Annotated in this window: 16 protein-coding genes and 3 tRNA genes; 9 read left to right on the top strand and 10 right to left on the bottom strand. The window is 60.8% G+C overall.

Going from position 1 to position 14,887, the window contains the following annotated elements; translation table 11 throughout:
* Positions 1–57: 57 nt before the first annotated feature.
* Together ACAX43_RS05210 and ACAX43_RS05205 are read left to right on the top strand one after the other, a co-directional pair.
* Positions 58–288 carry a hypothetical protein gene (locus ACAX43_RS05210; protein ID WP_325045684.1) on the top strand — a complete coding sequence of 77 codons (231 nt, stop codon included), beginning with the start codon at positions 58–60 and terminating at the stop codon, positions 286–288.
* 12 nt (positions 289–300) lie between these two features.
* Entirely contained in the window at positions 301–525 is a 225-nt protein-coding gene (locus ACAX43_RS05205; protein ID WP_370707349.1) for a hypothetical protein, read from the top strand.
* A 35-nt stretch (positions 526–560) separates the two neighbouring features.
* Here the strand turns inward: ACAX43_RS05205 and ACAX43_RS05200 are convergent.
* From ACAX43_RS05200 to rph, 4 genes are all read right to left on the bottom strand, one after another.
* Positions 561–650: transfer RNA gene (locus ACAX43_RS05200), tRNA-Ser, on the bottom strand.
* A gap of 55 nt (positions 651–705) precedes the next feature.
* The gene (gene hemW, locus ACAX43_RS05195) at positions 706–1,935 is read right to left on the bottom strand and encodes a radical SAM family heme chaperone HemW (RefSeq protein WP_370707348.1); all 1,230 of its coding nucleotides are present in this window, start codon (positions 1,933–1,935) and stop codon (positions 706–708) included.
* Positions 1,932–2,579: an RdgB/HAM1 family non-canonical purine NTP pyrophosphatase gene (gene rdgB / locus ACAX43_RS05190; RefSeq protein ID WP_370707347.1), complete on the bottom strand. Its 648-nt coding sequence runs from the start codon at positions 2,577–2,579 to the stop codon at positions 1,932–1,934. Before rdgB ends, hemW begins: the two co-directional genes overlap by 4 nt.
* On the bottom strand, positions 2,572–3,312 hold the full coding sequence (gene rph / locus ACAX43_RS05185; RefSeq protein WP_370707346.1) for a ribonuclease PH: 741 nt from the start codon (positions 3,310–3,312) through the stop codon (positions 2,572–2,574). The genes rdgB and rph overlap by 8 nt, the downstream gene beginning before the upstream one ends.
* A gap of 267 nt (positions 3,313–3,579) precedes the next feature.
* Between rph and ACAX43_RS05180 the strand changes: the two genes are divergently transcribed.
* The 5 genes from ACAX43_RS05180 to ACAX43_RS05160 all read left to right on the top strand — a co-directional run bounded on the left by ACAX43_RS05180 (position 3,580) and on the right by ACAX43_RS05160 (position 8,525).
* Positions 3,580–4,503 (top strand): YicC/YloC family endoribonuclease, encoded by a 924-nt coding sequence (locus tag ACAX43_RS05180; RefSeq protein ID WP_370707345.1) that lies wholly within the window; start codon positions 3,580–3,582, stop codon positions 4,501–4,503.
* Positions 4,504–4,521: 18 nt separating this feature from the next.
* Positions 4,522–5,202 carry a guanylate kinase gene (gene gmk, locus ACAX43_RS05175; protein ID WP_370707344.1) on the top strand — a complete coding sequence of 227 codons (681 nt, stop codon included), beginning with the start codon at positions 4,522–4,524 and terminating at the stop codon, positions 5,200–5,202.
* 60 nt (positions 5,203–5,262) lie between these two features.
* Positions 5,263–5,466, top strand: a complete 204-nt coding sequence (gene rpoZ, locus ACAX43_RS05170; RefSeq protein ID WP_073427086.1) for a DNA-directed RNA polymerase subunit omega — start codon at positions 5,263–5,265, stop codon at positions 5,464–5,466.
* 107 nt (positions 5,467–5,573) lie between these two features.
* Positions 5,574–7,931: a bifunctional (p)ppGpp synthetase/guanosine-3',5'-bis(diphosphate) 3'-pyrophosphohydrolase gene (locus tag ACAX43_RS05165; protein WP_370707343.1), complete on the top strand. Its 2,358-nt coding sequence runs from the start codon at positions 5,574–5,576 to the stop codon at positions 7,929–7,931.
* Positions 7,932–8,036: 105 nt separating this feature from the next.
* Entirely contained in the window at positions 8,037–8,525 is a 489-nt protein-coding gene (locus ACAX43_RS05160) for a phage protein NinX family protein (protein WP_370707342.1), read from the top strand.
* Positions 8,526–8,630: 105 nt separating this feature from the next.
* Here the strand turns inward: ACAX43_RS05160 and ACAX43_RS05155 are convergent.
* Together ACAX43_RS05155 and ACAX43_RS05150 are read right to left on the bottom strand one after the other, a co-directional pair.
* Positions 8,631–8,707, bottom strand: a tRNA-Arg gene (locus tag ACAX43_RS05155).
* An 89-nt stretch (positions 8,708–8,796) separates the two neighbouring features.
* Positions 8,797–8,873, bottom strand: a tRNA-Arg gene (locus ACAX43_RS05150).
* Between the two features lie 120 nt (positions 8,874–8,993).
* Between ACAX43_RS05150 and greB the strand changes: the two genes are divergently transcribed.
* Complete coding sequence (greB, locus tag ACAX43_RS05145) at positions 8,994–9,563, top strand: transcription elongation factor GreB (RefSeq protein WP_370707341.1); 570 nt, start codon at positions 8,994–8,996, stop codon at positions 9,561–9,563.
* A 164-nt stretch (positions 9,564–9,727) separates the two neighbouring features.
* Here the strand turns inward: greB and ACAX43_RS05140 are convergent, their stop codons facing one another.
* Positions 9,728–10,876, bottom strand: coding sequence for a porin (locus tag ACAX43_RS05140; RefSeq protein ID WP_370707340.1), 1,149 nt, complete (start codon positions 10,874–10,876; stop codon positions 9,728–9,730).
* Between the two features lie 502 nt (positions 10,877–11,378).
* Positions 11,379–11,627 carry a hypothetical protein gene (locus tag ACAX43_RS05135; protein WP_370707339.1) on the bottom strand — a complete coding sequence of 83 codons (249 nt, stop codon included), beginning with the start codon at positions 11,625–11,627 and terminating at the stop codon, positions 11,379–11,381.
* 532 nt (positions 11,628–12,159) lie between these two features.
* Between ACAX43_RS05135 and ACAX43_RS05130 the strand changes: the two genes are divergently transcribed.
* Positions 12,160–13,293: an exonuclease domain-containing protein gene (locus tag ACAX43_RS05130; RefSeq protein ID WP_370707338.1), complete on the top strand. Its 1,134-nt coding sequence runs from the start codon at positions 12,160–12,162 to the stop codon at positions 13,291–13,293.
* 106 nt (positions 13,294–13,399) lie between these two features.
* Here ACAX43_RS05130 and ACAX43_RS05125 read toward each other — a convergent pair whose 3' ends face one another.
* On the bottom strand, positions 13,400–13,996 hold the full coding sequence (locus ACAX43_RS05125; RefSeq protein ID WP_370707337.1) for a chorismate mutase: 597 nt from the start codon (positions 13,994–13,996) through the stop codon (positions 13,400–13,402).
* A gap of 284 nt (positions 13,997–14,280) precedes the next feature.
* Positions 14,281–14,430, bottom strand: coding sequence for a hypothetical protein (locus tag ACAX43_RS05120; RefSeq protein ID WP_028200145.1), 150 nt, complete (start codon positions 14,428–14,430; stop codon positions 14,281–14,283).
* Between the last annotated feature and the right edge of the window lie 457 nt (positions 14,431–14,887).

Genomic DNA, 14,887 nt, shown 5'->3' with positions numbered 1-14,887 from the left:
CCGTGCGTTTCGATTTGCGTTGCTATGATGGCATCACTGTTCCTCGGAGCGGCAATCATGGCGATCAGAGATTTGATGAACGGCGAGCGGCAACATGCTGCCTTTGCCGAAGCGCAGAAGCTGGCAGACAGTGGCGCCTATCACGATTACACAGACATCGAATACGTCTTGCGCTTTGATTATGGTTTGTCTGATGTATCAGCGCTGCTAGACAGCCAGCTGATGCATCGCGACCTGAATCGCCGCTGCGCCGATGCGCGTGAGAAGCTGGACGTGCTTAGCGTGTGACGCGGGTGGTGAGTGGCGGACAGCGTCGTGTGCTTAGCCATGCGCTGCGAAGGCGCCGGCAGCAGCATCGAGCAACTGGTGCAGGTGCGCGTCGATATCGCCGGTGTCGAACACCAGGTGAGCTTACGCGCGATGGCGGGCGAAGCTCGGTCGGCGCGTGCCGTCGTGCCAGTTTCCCATCTGCATGACGGGTTGAAGGAAAGCTCGGCAGTGCGGCTGCTTGGCGACCAGAAATGAAAAACGGGCCGATGGGCCCGTATTCATTGTTTGTCTGGCGGAGGCGGTGAGATTCGAACTCACGGAAGGATCACTCCTTCGCCGGTTTTCAAGACCGGTGCCTTAAACCACTCGGCCACACCTCCAAGCCCTAAATTGTAACCTGAAAAAACCTCGCTGCGGCGCTCGGTCGAACTGCAATCACTGCGGATCTTTCAGAAACAGCGCCTGCAGATCGTTCAGGAACGCCTGGCCGAGCGGCGTCGGCGCGATCTTTTCGTGGTCGCGGGTAATCAGCTTGCGCCGTTCCGCTTCCTGCAGCGCCGGTTCGATCGACGTCATCGACATTCCTGTACGCTCGATGAACCGATGCACCGGAAACCCTTCCACCAGTCGCAGCGCGTTCAGCATGAACTCGAACGGCAAATCGCGCGGGCCCACCTCATGCTCTTCCTGGACTGCCGTGCCGGCCTTCGCCTGCTCGATGAAGGTGGTCGGATTCTTGTAGCGCGCCTGACGCAACACGCGGTTCGGAAACGACAGCTTGGTATGCGCGCCCGCGCCGATGCCGAGGTAGTCGCCGAAACGCCAGTAGTTCAGATTGTGCTTGCTCTGCCGATGCGGCTGCGCATACGCGGACACCTCGTAGCGTTCGTAACCGGCGGCCGTCGTGCGTTCGTGAATCCAGTCCTGCATGTCGGCGGATGCGTCGTCGTCGGGCAACGCGGGCGGGAATTTTGCAAACAGCGTGTTCGGTTCGAGCGTCAGGTGATACAGCGACAAATGCGGCGGCGCGTACGACAACGCCGTCTCCACGTCGGCCTGGCATTCGGCGAGCGTTTGCTGCGGCAGCGCGAACATCAGGTCGAGATTGAAGTTGTCGAACGTGCTCGCGGCCACGTCGACCGCATGGCGTGCTTGCGTCGAGTCGTGAATGCGGCCGAGCGCTTTCAGATGCGCTTCGTTGAAACTCTGGATGCCCACCGACAAGCGGTTCACGCCGCTCGCGCGAAACTGGGCGAACTTGGCGGCTTCGAACGTGCCCGGGTTGGCTTCGAGTGTGATTTCCGCGTCGGCGTCGAGCGGCAGCAGCGCGCGCACGTCGGACAGCATTCTGTCGAGCCCAGCTGCGGACAGCAAGCTAGGCGTGCCGCCGCCGATGAACACCGTATGCACCTGGCGGCCCCACACGAGCGGCAGCGCCAATTCGAGATCGGCGCGCAGCGCGTCGAGATAGTCGGCTTCGGGGAACGTATCGCCTTTCCATTCATGCGAGTTGAAGTCGCAGTATGGGCACTTGCGCACGCACCAGGGAAAGTGCACATATAACGCCAACGGCGGCAGCGACGTCAGGCGAATACTGCCTGGCGACGTAAATGCTTTGATGACGCCGCTGCCGATATCGGCAGGCGCCGGTTTGATCGGAATCACGCTTCCTCCGTCAAACGCGCGAGCAGGTGCCGCAATGCAATCGCGCGGTGGCTGCTGGCGTTCTTCACTGCCGGTTCGAGTTCCGCGGCGCTCGCATTCAGGGACGGCAAAAAGAAGTACGGGTCATAGCCGAAGCCATGCGCGCCGCGCGGCGCATTCAGGATCTCGCCGTGCCAGCGGCCTTCGGCGATCAGCGGTTCGGGATCGTCCGCATGACGCACGAGCGCCAGCACGCAGTAGTAATACGCGCGACGATCGGCTTCGTCCTGCAATGCGGAAACGAGGCGCGCGTTATTCGCCGCATCGCTTTTCTCGCCGCCCGCGAATTGCGCGTAGCGCGCCGAATAGACCCCGGGCGCCCCGCGCAATGCGCGCACGCAAAGGCCCGAATCGTCGGCGAGCGCGGGCAGGCCGGTGTGCTTCGCCGCATGACGCGCCTTGGTCAGCGCGTTTTCGACGAAAGTGGGATGCGGCTCCTCGGCTTCCGGCACGTTCAGCTCGCCTTGCGGAATCAGTTCGATGCCGGCCGCGCCGAGCAGCGCCGCGAACTCGCGCAGCTTGCCCGCGTTGTTCGACGCCAGCACGATTTTCTTCAGCGGCGAGTCAGACGCAACCGCGCCGTAGCCTTGACGAACCTCACTCACCCTTTTGCTCCAACGCGTCCTTCTGCTTTGCGATCAGCGTGTTGATGCCGTCGCTCGCCAGATCCAGCAACGAGTTCATTTCGTGGCGCGAGAACGGCACGCCTTCGGCGGTGCCCTGAATTTCAACGAAACCGCCCGCACCCGTCATCACCACGTTCATGTCGGTGTCGCATTGCGAGTCTTCGTCGTAATCGAGATCCAGCACCGGCAGACCGTCGTACACGCCGACCGAAATCGCCGCGACGTAATCGCTGATCGGCGAGCTTTCGATGCGCCCCGCAGCGAGGAGTTTAGCCACCGCGTCATGGGCTGCCACGAATGCGCCGGTGATGCTGGCCGTGCGCGTGCCGCCGTCGGCCTGGATCACGTCGCAATCGATATGCAGCGTGCGTGCGCCGAGCTTCTCGAGATCGAACACCGAGCGCAGCGCGCGGCCGATCAAACGCTGGATTTCCTGGGTGCGGCCGGTCTGCTTGCCGCGCGCGGCTTCGCGGTCGCTGCGGGTGTGCGTGGCGCGCGGCAGCATGCCGTATTCGGCAGTGAGCCAGCCTTGGCCGCGGTCGCGCAGGAACGACGGCACCGTTTCGGCGATGCTCGCCGTACAGATGACCTTGGTGTCGCCGAATTCGACCAGCACCGAGCCCTCTGCATGCTTCGTGTAGTGGCGCGTGATGCGCACGTCGCGCAGCTGATTGGCCTGGCGGCCGCTGGGGCGTTGGGTGTTGTGGGTCATGTTGGATCGGTCCGGAAGAAAAGCGGGAGGAAAGCGCAATTTTACCGCCGAACGCGCCGGGTGCGGGGCGGCCTGTCCGTCGGACGGCTGTCCGCATGTGCTGGGGCTCTGCGCAAGGTAGCGCTTCGCGCGTGCTGCCCTCGTGCGAAGGGGGTCTCGCCGGTAAAAATGGGATAATGCGGGTTCCCCGCCCCGCGTCTCGTACACGCCGGGCGATTCGACTCTCTGGCCATCGTCAAACGCATGGCCGCAATCGCGAGAAATACGATGATCTACAGCATGACTGGCTATGCGAGCGCCACGCGCGAACTCGTCGCAGCCTCAGGCACCGGTGGCGTGAGCGTCTCGGTTGAACTGCGCACGGTGAACTCGCGCTTTCTCGATCTGAACTTCCGCATGCCGGAAGACGTGCGCGTCTGCGAACCGACGCTGCGTGAAATGCTGATGAACAAGCTCTCGCGTGGCAAGGTCGATATCCGTATCAACCTGCAGCGCAGCGAACAGTCGGCCAACGCCGGCTCGGTCAACCGCGAGGCACTGACGCAACTGGCGTTGCTCGAGCGCACGGTGCTGTCGACGTTCCCGGAAGCAGGGCGCTTGCGCACCGGCGAAATTCTGCGCTGGCCGGGCGTGCTGGCCGAAAGCGGCGTGGCGCCGGAAGTGCTGCGCGATGCGGTGCTTGCGTGCGGCAAGCAGGCGGTTGCCGATCTGATCGACGTGCGTGCCCGCGAAGGCGCGCAACTCGCGACGATGCTGCTCGCCAACGTTACCGAAATGGAAGCGATCGTCACGAAGATCACGCCGCTCGTGCCGGAACTGATCACGAAGCATCAGCAGAAGATCGTCGAACGCTTGCAGGAAGCGCTCGGCATTGCCGCGCCGGATACGGCGGCGACGATCGTCTCGCGCGAAGAAATCAACGAACGGATTCGCCAGGAAGTGACGATGTACGGCATTCGCATCGACATCGCCGAAGAACTGTCGCGCCTCACGGCTCACCTGAACGAAACGCGTCACGTGATCGAGAAGGGCGGCAAGCTTGGCAAGCGGCTCGACTTCATGATGCAGGAGTTGAATCGCGAAGCGAACACGCTCGGCTCGAAGGCGGCCGCGAAGGAACTGGCCGATTCGTCGATGACCCTGAAGCTGCTCATCGAACAGATGCGCGAGCAAGTACAGAACCTGGAGTAAGGCGCGAGCCTCGATAACATGACCGACCACACACGCGAAACCAGCGCACCGCGCAATCCTTACGCCGGGGCCTACCCCGGCAACCTGTTCATGGTGGTCGCGCCTTCGGGCGCGGGCAAGTCGACGCTCGTGAATGCGCTGCTCGCCGGCGACCATGCGATCCGTCTGTCGATTTCATACACCACGCGCCCGCCGCGTCCGAAGGAGCAGGACGGCGAGCACTACCACTTCACGACCGTCGACGATTTCCTGACGCGGCATGCGGAAGGGGAGTTTCTGGAAAGCGCGGAAGTGCACGGCAACTATTACGCGACGTCGCGCGTGTGGATCGAACAGCAGATGAAAAGCGGCCATGACGTGCTGCTCGAAATCGACTGGCAGGGCGCGCAACAGGTGAAGAAGCAGTTTCATAACGCGGTCGAAATCTTCATCTTGCCGCCGTCGCTCGATGCGCTTGAAGAGCGTTTGAAAAAGCGCGGTCAGGACGAACCGAATGTGATCACGCGGCGCCTGCTTGCAGCCGGCAGCGAGATGGCGCACGCGGCCGAAGCGGAGTATGTCGTGATCAACGACAACTTCGATCGCGCGCTCGGCGAACTGCAATGTCTGGTGGCGGCGACGCGTTCCCGCTTCGCCTCGCAATACGCGCGCCACACGCAGCTTTTCGTGCAGCTCGGAATCCACCTGCCACACGCGTGAGCGCGGCGGTGTATCGAGCACATAAGGTAGAATAAGCAACATACTGAGAAGGAATCCAACATGGCCCGCATTACCGTCGAAGACTGTCTCAAACAGATCCCGAACCGTTTCGAACTCGCGCTTGCCGCAACCTATCGCGCGCGTCAGCTCGCTCAAGGCCATACACCGAAGATCGAAAGCCGCGACAAGCCCACGGTCGTCGCGTTGCGTGAAATCGCAGCGGGCATGGTTGGCGTCGAAATGCTGAAGAAGGTGCCGGTTTAAGGCGCGCTGTTCCGTTTTCGAGTGCTGCATTTGCCACACCTATTTGCCGCACGTAATTGCATCAACGTGCAGACCGGCGTCCAACCCTAACCGCTACGGAGGCGAAATTGAGTGCTACCCCGCCCACCGCCACGGAAGTGGAACACGACGCCGACTCGCCCTCGTCTGCACGGAAGTACATCGACGCGGTCCTCGAACAGTCGTTTCGCCATCTGTTCGGGCCGACCGCCACGCCGGAGCAACCGCGCCGGCATGACGTCGTTTCGATCGCCAAACTGACGTCCGCCTTGTCCGGCTATTTGCAGCCGGAAGAAATCAAGGACATCAAGGCAGCGTTCCATTTCAGCGACGAAGCCCACCTCGGTCAGTATCGCCAGAGTGGCGAGCCCTACATCACGCATCCTGTCGCCGTCGCCGAAATCTGCGCCGGCTGGAATCTCGACGCCCAGTCGATCATGGCGGCGCTGCTGCATGACGTGATGGAAGACCAGGGGGTGACCAAGGCCGAACTCGCCGAGCGTTTCGGCGCCAAGGTCGCGGAACTGGTCGACGGGTTGTCGAAGCTGGACAAGATGGAGTTTCGCAATCGCGAGGAAGCGCAGGCGGAAAACTTCCGCAAGATGCTGCTTGCAATGGCGCGCGACGTTCGCGTGATTCTGGTGAAGCTCGCCGACCGTCTGCACAACATGCGCACGTTGGGCGCGGTGCCGCACGAAAAGCGCCGCCGCGTGGCGCGCGAAACGATAGATATCTACGCGCCCATCGCCCATCGGCTCGGCCTGAACAATACTTATCGCGAGTTGCAGGACCTGAGCTTCGCGAACTTCAACCCGCATCGGTACGCCACGCTCGAAAAAGCCGTCAGGGCCGCGCGCGGCAACCGGCGTGAAGTGGTCGGCAAGATTCTCGAGTCGGTGCAGCGCGCGATTGCCGACGCGAAGCTCGACGCCGAAGTCACTGGCCGTGAAAAAACCATCTTCAGTATCTACAAGAAGATGCGCGACAAGCAGTTGTCGTTCTCGCAGGTGCTCGACGTCTATGGCTTCCGCGTGGTGGTCGAAAGCGCGCTGGAGTGCTACACCTGCATCGGCGCGCTGCATGCGCTCTACAAGCCGGTGCCAGGCAAGTTCAAAGATTACATCGCGATCCCGAAGGTGAACGGCTATCAGTCGCTGCACACCACGCTGGTCGGCCCGTTCGGCGCGCCGATCGAGTTCCAGGTGCGCACGCGCAAGATGCACGAGATCGCCGAAGCGGGCGTCGCCGCGCACTGGCTTTACAAGAACGGCGGCGCGGATCTGAACGATGTGCAGAAGCGCGCGCATCAGTGGCTGAAGTCGCTGCTCGACATTCAGAGCGAAGCGGGCGATTCGAGCGAATTCCTCGAGCATGTGAAGATCGATCTGTTCCCGGATGCGGTCTACGTGTTCACGCCGAAGTCCAGGATCATGGCGCTGCCACGCGGCGCCACCGCACTCGACTTCGCGTATTCGATCCACAGCGACCTGGGCAACCAGTGCGTCGCGGTGAAGATCAACAATGAACTGCTGCCGCTGCGTACCGAGCTGAAGAGCGGCGATATCGTCGAAGTGATTACAGCGCCGTATTCGAAGCCGAATCCGGCGTGGTTGGGCTTCGTGCGCACCGGCAAGGCGCGCTCGGCGATCCGCCATTATCTGAAGACGATGCGTCTGAACGAGTCCGTGCAGCTCGGCGAACGCCTGGTGGATCAGGGGCTGAAGGGCTACGGGCTGGCGCTGTCGGATGTGACGCCGGAAGCGTGGGAAAAGCTGGTGCAGTGGACGGGCAACAAGAACCGTCAGGAAATCTTCGCGGATATCGGTCTCGGCCGGCGTGTCGCGGCGGTCATGGCCAAGCGCATCGAGGTGCTGATGAGCGGCCGCGACGCCGACGACGACGGGTCGCGCTCCGAATCCGGTTTGCCTCATGCGCCGCCGGTCGTCATCACGGGCACTGAAGGCATGTCAGTGCAGTTGTCCGCATGCTGCCGTCCGATTCCGGGCGACGACATCATGGGCTACATCGGCATCGGCCTCGGCATGGCGATCCATACTACCGACTGCCGCGTCGCGCAGCGCATTCACCGCCGCGATCCGGGCCGCTGGATCGACGTTGCGTGGGCGCCGCAGCCGGGACGTCTGTTCGACGTCGCCGTGAAGGTGCTGGTCAAGAACACCAAAGGCGTGTTTGCCCGCGTGGCTGCCGATATCACCTCGGCGGATGCGAACATCGTCCACATCGCGATGGACGAAGACTTGTCGCAGGAATTCACGGTGCTGCGCTTCGTGATTCAGGTTAGCGATCGTGTCCATCTGGCCAATGTAATGCGTCGCGTGCGGACGAATCCGGACGTGATGCGCATTGCGCGCGAGCGGCCGAGCGAGGAAGGGCATCACCGTCACGATGGCGGAATGCGAATCGACCGGGAACGGGCCGATTACTGACCTGCCGGTCGCCGAGATTGGCGGGGGCGCCCCGCTACGGTGCTTCATCGGATCTGAACGCTGCTGCCACCAGCGAGTCTCACCTGAACTTCAGGGAGAACGTTCATGCACGTAGCTGACCTTACCGGCGTGGCACTCGACTATTGGGTCGCCCGCAGCCTGCACGACTTTGTGCGCGAAATCTACTTTACCGACAGCGGTGAAACCGTCTCGATCCGCGGCAACGACCGCGGCCGCGCGTGGGATGGCCGTTTCACGCCCTCCACGTCGTGGGAGGCGGCAGCAGCGGTGTTGGAGCGCGCGCAGCGGCTGGAGGTGCGGGAGCGGACCGATCAAGGCGCGGCGCACTGCGTCGCGGAGTTCGAAGGTGGGCATCGAACCGTGGACGGGCGAGGAGACTCGTTGCGGGTCGCGCTGTTGCGGGCGTTCATTGAAAGCCGCTTCGGCGATAGCGTGGACGATGTGTTGCGCCAGCCGCAGGCGCTGACGGGCGAGCGGGCGGAGCCGATCGATGAACAAACGGTGGGTGGTTCGGTCGAAGATGTGCCGAGCCCTGATGGGCGGATCGGCGATATCCAGTCTTCCCCGCGATAGCTGCGGTTGCGCCACAGGGGCTCTCAAGCATGGCAGGGCGGTAGTGGTCTGACTAAAACCGCTCGAAAAAACAAAGGGCCTTCCGATCGGAAGGCCCTTAATAGATGGTGCGGCTGGCAGGATTCGAACCCACGACCCCTTGGTTCGTAGCCAAGTACTCTATCCAACTGAGCTACAGCCGCACGCTAAACGGGTGACGCTTATTTCAATGATACTGCGATGAAACTGGGTAAAACGTAAGGGCCTTCCTGGAGAAAGGCCCTCGAATAAGTGGTGCGGCTGGCAGGATTCGAACCCACGACCCCTTGGTTCGTAGCCAAGTACTCTATCCAACTGAGCTACAGCCGCACGCAGAAACGAGATTATAGCAAAGGTTTTCAAAAAGGGAAGCATGTAACTGCGATTTGTCTCATTGCCCTGATCGTGTACCCTTGATAGGCAGTCGCTTGCTGCAGTTAATGGACCATCATGAACAAGGCCTTTGTCAAAGAGTCGAGTGAAGAGAATGACGACGACCTCGACGTCGCCCAGCCGGAAATCCCAGCGGGTACGAAAAACTACATCACGCCCGCCGGTTACCGGCGCATGCGCGATGAACTGCTGCATCTGATCGATGTCGAGCGGCCGGAGGTGGTCAAGCTGGTGTCGTGGGCAGCCTCGAACGGCGACCGCTCGGAAAACGGTGATTACATCTATGGCAAACGCCGGCTGCGCGAAATCGACCGGCGGATTCGCTTTCTGACCAAGCGCCTCGATATCGCCGAGGTGGTCGACAGTAGCAAGCAGGAAAACGTCGATCAGGTTTTCTTCGGCGCGACCGTCGAATACGCAACGGAAGACGGTGAGGTGCATACCGTGACCATCGTCGGCGTCGACGAAGTGGATCTGGATGTGGGCCACGTCAGTTGGATCTCGCCGATCGCGCGTGCGCTGCTCAAGGCAAAAATCGGTGATACGGTGACTTTGTACACGCCGGCCGGCCCCGAGCAGATCGAGATACTCGACGTCAAATATCCGCCGCCTGATACCGGCGGCTAGGCCAGTGATTTGGCGCTTGCCTTCGGGAACGGGTGTCTGATGCGGTCTCATTCGGCGTCTGGCAGCCGGCCCCTCTCGTTTCTTCTGCAAAAAGCGCTTCCGGCGCGGCATAAAAAAAGGCGCCGCGAACGGCGCCTTCAGTGCTGCGGGTGTTGTTAGCCGCTTTAGAAGCGGTGACGCAGACCTGCGGTCACCGCGATTTGCTTGTTGTTGTTTGAAGCCGCGCCCAGACCGTTGATGTCGGCATCGACGATGGCGTTTTCGTTGACTTGCTGGTATTCGCCTTGCAGGTACACGTCCGTACGCTTGGAGAGCGCGTACGACGTTTGCAGGTTGAACTGGTTCCAGTGCGGACGCGTGCCGGCGAGGCTTGCGCGGGTGTAGGTGTACGAACCGGCGATGCTCACTGCCGGCGTCAGAGCGTAACGAGCGTTAGCTTCGAAGTTCTGGAAGTGAGCACTGTTGCTCGGGAAACCGATACCACCCGTTTGACCCGATGCGCTTGCGCCGATGCCCACCAGGCTCGACAGGTTCGTTTGCGAGTACACGAGGCCGACCGTTGCCGGGCCGAACGCGTAGTTAGCACCTGCGCCCCACGTTTGCTGACGACCGGCGAAGAACGTGTTGTCGCTCGACACCGCGCCACCCGAATTGAACGCTGCAGCCGCGCCGGTCGCACCGTTGCTGTTCAGTTGCAAGTAAGCAGCAGCGACATTCAGGCCGCCCCAGTTGTACGATGCGCCCGCGCTGTAAGCACGGTTGTTGGCGAAGCCGTTGGCCTGGTTCGAGAACCCGTACATGCCGCCGAACTTGAAGCCGCCGTAGTTCACGCTCTGGTACTTGACCGAGTTGTTGACGCGAAATGAGTTGTTCAGGTTGTCGTTGTCGAACGGATGGGCGAACTGCGTGCCGCCGTACTGCGTGCCGGTCAGCGCCAGCGGGCCGACGTAGTCGACCATGCTGTCGTACTGACGGCCGAGCGTCACGGTGCCGAACTGGTTGCTCGCCAGACCGACGAAGGCTTGACGACCGAATTCACGACCCCCTTGCTTGAACGTGCCGTCGTTAATGCCGAAGCCGTTTTCCAACGTGAAGATCGCCTTGAGACCGCCGCCCAGGTCTTCGGCACCACGCAAGCCCCAACGGCTGCCGTTCACCGAGCCGCTCGTTTCTTGCCAGTTGCTGTGGCCGTGCTGATTATTCGTATAGGTGATACCGGCGTCGATCAAGCCATACAGTGTGACGCTGCTTTGAGCATGTGCTGCCGTTGCAAAAACGCCCGTGAGGGCTGCGACCATGAGAGTCTTTTTCATTTGTAACTCCGAGAGCGAGAGGGGGCATGAGCCCAGGCTTAAGAAGACCTGCACGTTGGGCGCCGCCTGAAGCGCGCGCTGTACTCAAACGCGCCGGTTTCCGATTTCGCTGAGTGTAGAGAGCCGCCCGAGAAGTGGGCGTTCCGATTTGCGCAATAAAGTATTACGCGATATGAAACGATGGGCGAATGCCGCTTAAGCCTTGCTGATAAAGGCTTGCAGCGTTATTGAGGAGAGTGAAAAAGGCATTAATGTGAATTGCGTTGCTTAGTTGCTACAGTAATCGATGCAAAAAAACAACGCGACAAATCGTAAAGGCGGATTATTGTTGAAGTGGCAATAGATGATTGTTGATTGTGTGAATAATCAACAGCGGCTATGCCGCTATACTGAAATTTCTGCTTTCCGAAGCAGACTTTTTCGTTGACGAGAAAGATCTCCAAACCTTTGTCGGCGCGACTCCCAGTCGCGCTTTTTTTTGCGTGTCGGGCGCGCATGTCAGTCAGTGCGCGGGCGCAGCACCGTCCACTTCGCTCCACGCGGTCGATACCGGAACGCTCCAGTCTTCCATCACATAGTGGCGTGCGTCCATGGGCGACGACAGCAGGTTTTGCCAGTGATCCCCATGCCACATGGGATCGAACTCGAAGGTCGCAGGTGATGCGGCTACTGGCCTCGACTGATCAGAACCCGTTTTTACGTGCGGTCGGGTGAGCCAGGTGACGAGACGGCGGAACTCGTTGGACAGCATGGCAATCTCCTGATGTGCATTACTACGCGCGACATTTTTTCATCATGCTGCCGTGAGTGAGAAACAACAACTCGGACAAACACTTACTAAAATCATGTTTTGTTACATATTGTCATCAACATGGTGAAATATTTAAAAGCTGGCCCAAAGGGTGGGCAAGCGGCAAACATCCAGCCCCTTTAAGTACGTGTTGCGCTACTCCGCGCTTGCAGCCAGATGGCTTGGCTGCCAAAAAGCCTCGCCAGATGCGGGCTTAGGATTATTCGTTATTATTGCTGTGATTGACGTTTAGTGACTATCCGGTGTGAATTAATCGGGTGAGCGTTATATGGAAGTAATAGCCTCTGCGGTGTTTCTATTTTCCATTACCAAAACATAATAATTTCCGCTTCGGTGAGCAGCGCGGGGTTTGCGGGGAAAAGCAGTCTTTTGAGGCGCGTGGCGCCAACGGCAACGCAATGCAGAGAGGGTGCGCAGCGTCTAACTGGTGCATACTTGCCGCAGAACCCACGCGTCCAAAGTATCCCTTTCCATGTCTGAACAGTTTCTGCCGGAACCGGCCCTAGATGTGCCGATCGTCTTCGTCGACCTTGAAACCACCGGTGGCTCGACCAGCGAACATCGCATTACCGAAGTCGGCGTGGTTGAAATAGGACCGGCCGGCGTTTCGCGCTGGAGCAGTCTGGTCGATCCTCAGCAACCGATTCCGTCATTCATTCAGCAGCTCACCGGCATCACGAATGCGATGGTGCGAGGCGCGCCGACATTCGATGTCATCGCGCCAGCGCTGTTTGAGCGTCTGAATGGCAAATTGTTCGTGGCGCACAACGCCAGTTTCGACCGCGGTTTCCTGCGCGGCGAGTTTCGCCGGGCCGGGCTTGCGTTCGATCCCGATGTGCTGTGCACCGTACGTCTGTCGCGCGCGTTGTTTCCGGCGGAAAAGCGCCATGGGCTCGACGCGTTGGTTGAGCGTCATGGACTCGTCCCGTCCGATCGCCACCGCGCGCTCGCCGACGCCGATCTGATCTGGCAGTTCTGGCAACGTCTGCATGGTCTCGTGCCACTTGACGTTCTGCGGTCACAGATCGAGCGCACCACGCGGCGCTACCGGCTTGCCGGCGACATCACCGAAGATCTGCTCGATACCGCGCCGGCCGGATGCGGCGTCTATGCCTTCTATGGCGAAGGCGATCTGCCACTCTATGTTGGGCGAAGCGTGCGTGTTCGTCAGCGGCTGCGCTCGCATTTGACCGGCGAGCGGCGTTCGTCGAAGGATGTGCGGCTCGCGCAGCAGGTGCGGCGCGTCGAGTGGCGCGCGACCGGCGGCGAACTGGGCGCCATGTTCGCGGAGGCGCAGTGGATCGCAACGCTGCGGCCCGGCCATAACCGCGTACCGCGCGTCACGAAAAGCGATCCGGCGGATGCACCCTGGCCGTTCGACGGCCCGATCGTTTTCGAGGAGCGCGAAGAAGCGGCGCACGCGCGCGTTTTTCACGTTGTCGACCGGTGGCGCTACATCGGTCACGCGCCCTCGCTCGCGCAGGCGACGGCACTGCATGCGTCGAGCGTGGCCGGGCCCTTCGAACTGTCGACCTATCGCCTTTTGCAGAGCCACTTGGCGCGCGGCTTGCGGGTGATGCCGCTGAGCGTGTCGAATCTGGCTTAAGCGTCGCGCTTCAACACGCTGCTTAACGCGAGTCGAGTTCAAACCCACAGTCGAGCGCGGCAGAACAACGGGATTTCAAGCCCCAGGTTCGAAGGCGCCCGCCCTTTTAACCCGTCGCGCCGACTCCCCCCGTTTCGCACACATGACCGAGAGCGCGGGTCAACGCGCTCGAACGGGTCGAGTCGTAGCGTGTCAACGATTTCCAGTTCGCAAGCGCTTGCGCGACGCGTGACGGACAATCGGGCGCTGCACGCAACGGTTGCACGCGTGCGAGTCCGGCCACGAGCGACTGCGTCAGCCTGTCCAATTGAGGCCTCGTGCTGGTTGCGAGGTCGGGCGCGGGCCCTTCGGGCGGCGGCGCGCTGCGCCAGGTGGCAAACAGCGCGTTTTGCACGTCCTTGCTGGCGTCGATCTGATCCTGGAAGAACGCGTGCGCAAACGCTGGATCAACGTTCGCCGCCGCGGCCCGTTTCTCGACATCGGCGAGCAACGCGTTCTCGCGCGGCGTATCGGTGATCGCCTGACGGTTCGCCCACTTCCAGCGCGCAACAGGCTCCGCGAGCGCCAGGCGCTGCGAGGCCAGCGCGATCAGATTGGTGAGAGCCGTGTCGTCTCCGTCCGCGATGGCGGAGGCCGGCGCGAGGGCGAGCGCAATGAACAACGCGAGCGCGCATGACGCGCCAAAGCGATACGAACGATTCATGGAAGGCGAGGGTGGCCGGGAGGCCGCGGAGGAAAAACCAGAAGAATAGACGATGCCGTGAACGAGCGGGCGCGTGGCGCATCGAAAATAAAGTGCCTGGCGGATATTCAGCAGTGCCGGTTAAAGACGTGCGCGACCCAACGCAGGGCCACATGGCCGAGCGCCGCGCTCAAGCAGTCCTGGCTCGCATCACACACTGTGGCGCAAGACAATCGCGGACGCGTGCAACCCCGCGCCGCGCGCCGGACGCGCGGACGCCGATGCTGCATCGCGCCACTGCACAATTACTTCGAATCGCACGACTTGCGTTGTTCGTCGAAAAAAGCGCGAACGTGCTCAGGCAGTTCGGCACCCAGAAACTCGACGCCAGCGGGTTCCGGATCCGGGCTGAAAACTTTATCCGGGGTCGGAATCTTCGGTGGTTTGGCATCCATGATCTTTCTCCTTTACAAACCGATTATCTGCCTCGGTCCCCGTTTTGCACCAGTGCCTGATGCGGCTTACGGGTCCTTTGTTGCTTTAACGGTACAGCTAAACATCGCATGGGAATGTTTGAATAGAATTAACCGGTTGACTGCGCATGCCCTGTTGGCGGTGGCCAACCAATCGATTTTCATATCGCTCACTGTCCTCTTCCCAGCCTTGCTCCGCGCGGCTTTGGCGGATTATCTCCTTAGTACCATAGCGTCGTTCGTTCATATGTGTTGATATGAACATTTCCATGCTTTTTGTGCGGTGCGGCATCGGGAGGTTTTTCTGTTCACAAGACCGAACGTTCGTTAATTACCGATCGGCTGGTGTGTTCATTCGGGTGCCTAATCTTTCGTAAACGAGCGATTGCGCGACTTCGTTGACGAGTTTGAAGAACTTTTCAAAGCAATTTTCGCAATT

The sequence above is a fragment of the Paraburkholderia sp. IW21 genome, from assembly GCF_041321145.1.
Taxonomy (GTDB): Bacteria; Pseudomonadota; Gammaproteobacteria; order Burkholderiales; family Burkholderiaceae; genus Paraburkholderia.
This window is presented reverse-complemented; position numbering and strand designations above follow the sequence as displayed.

Bases quoted from the DNA above. Each gene is read 5' to 3' on its own strand.
- ACAX43_RS05125 (WP_370707337.1), bottom strand. From the start codon at position 13,996: ATGAATCGTTCGTATCGCTTTGGCGCGTCATGCGCGCTCGCGTTGTTC.
- ACAX43_RS05160 (WP_370707342.1), top strand. From the start codon at position 8,037: ATGCACGTAGCTGACCTTACCGGCGTGGCACTCGACTATTGGGTCGCC.
- ACAX43_RS05135 (WP_370707339.1), bottom strand. From the start codon at position 11,627: ATGCTGTCCAACGAGTTCCGCCGTCTCGTCACCTGGCTCACCCGACCG.
- ACAX43_RS05140 (WP_370707340.1), bottom strand. From the start codon at position 10,876: ATGAAAAAGACTCTCATGGTCGCAGCCCTCACGGGCGTTTTTGCAACG.
- ACAX43_RS05180 (WP_370707345.1), top strand. From the start codon at position 3,580: ATGATCTACAGCATGACTGGCTATGCGAGCGCCACGCGCGAACTCGTC.
- ACAX43_RS05130 (WP_370707338.1), top strand. From the start codon at position 12,160: ATGTCTGAACAGTTTCTGCCGGAACCGGCCCTAGATGTGCCGATCGTC.
- ACAX43_RS05210 (WP_325045684.1), top strand. From the start codon at position 58: ATGGCGATCAGAGATTTGATGAACGGCGAGCGGCAACATGCTGCCTTT.
- greB (WP_370707341.1), top strand. From the start codon at position 8,994: ATGAACAAGGCCTTTGTCAAAGAGTCGAGTGAAGAGAATGACGACGAC.
- gmk (WP_370707344.1), top strand. From the start codon at position 4,522: ATGACCGACCACACACGCGAAACCAGCGCACCGCGCAATCCTTACGCC.
- rph (WP_370707346.1), bottom strand. From the start codon at position 3,312: ATGACCCACAACACCCAACGCCCCAGCGGCCGCCAGGCCAATCAGCTG.
- ACAX43_RS05120 (WP_028200145.1), bottom strand. From the start codon at position 14,430: ATGGATGCCAAACCACCGAAGATTCCGACCCCGGATAAAGTTTTCAGC.
- rpoZ (WP_073427086.1), top strand. From the start codon at position 5,263: ATGGCCCGCATTACCGTCGAAGACTGTCTCAAACAGATCCCGAACCGT.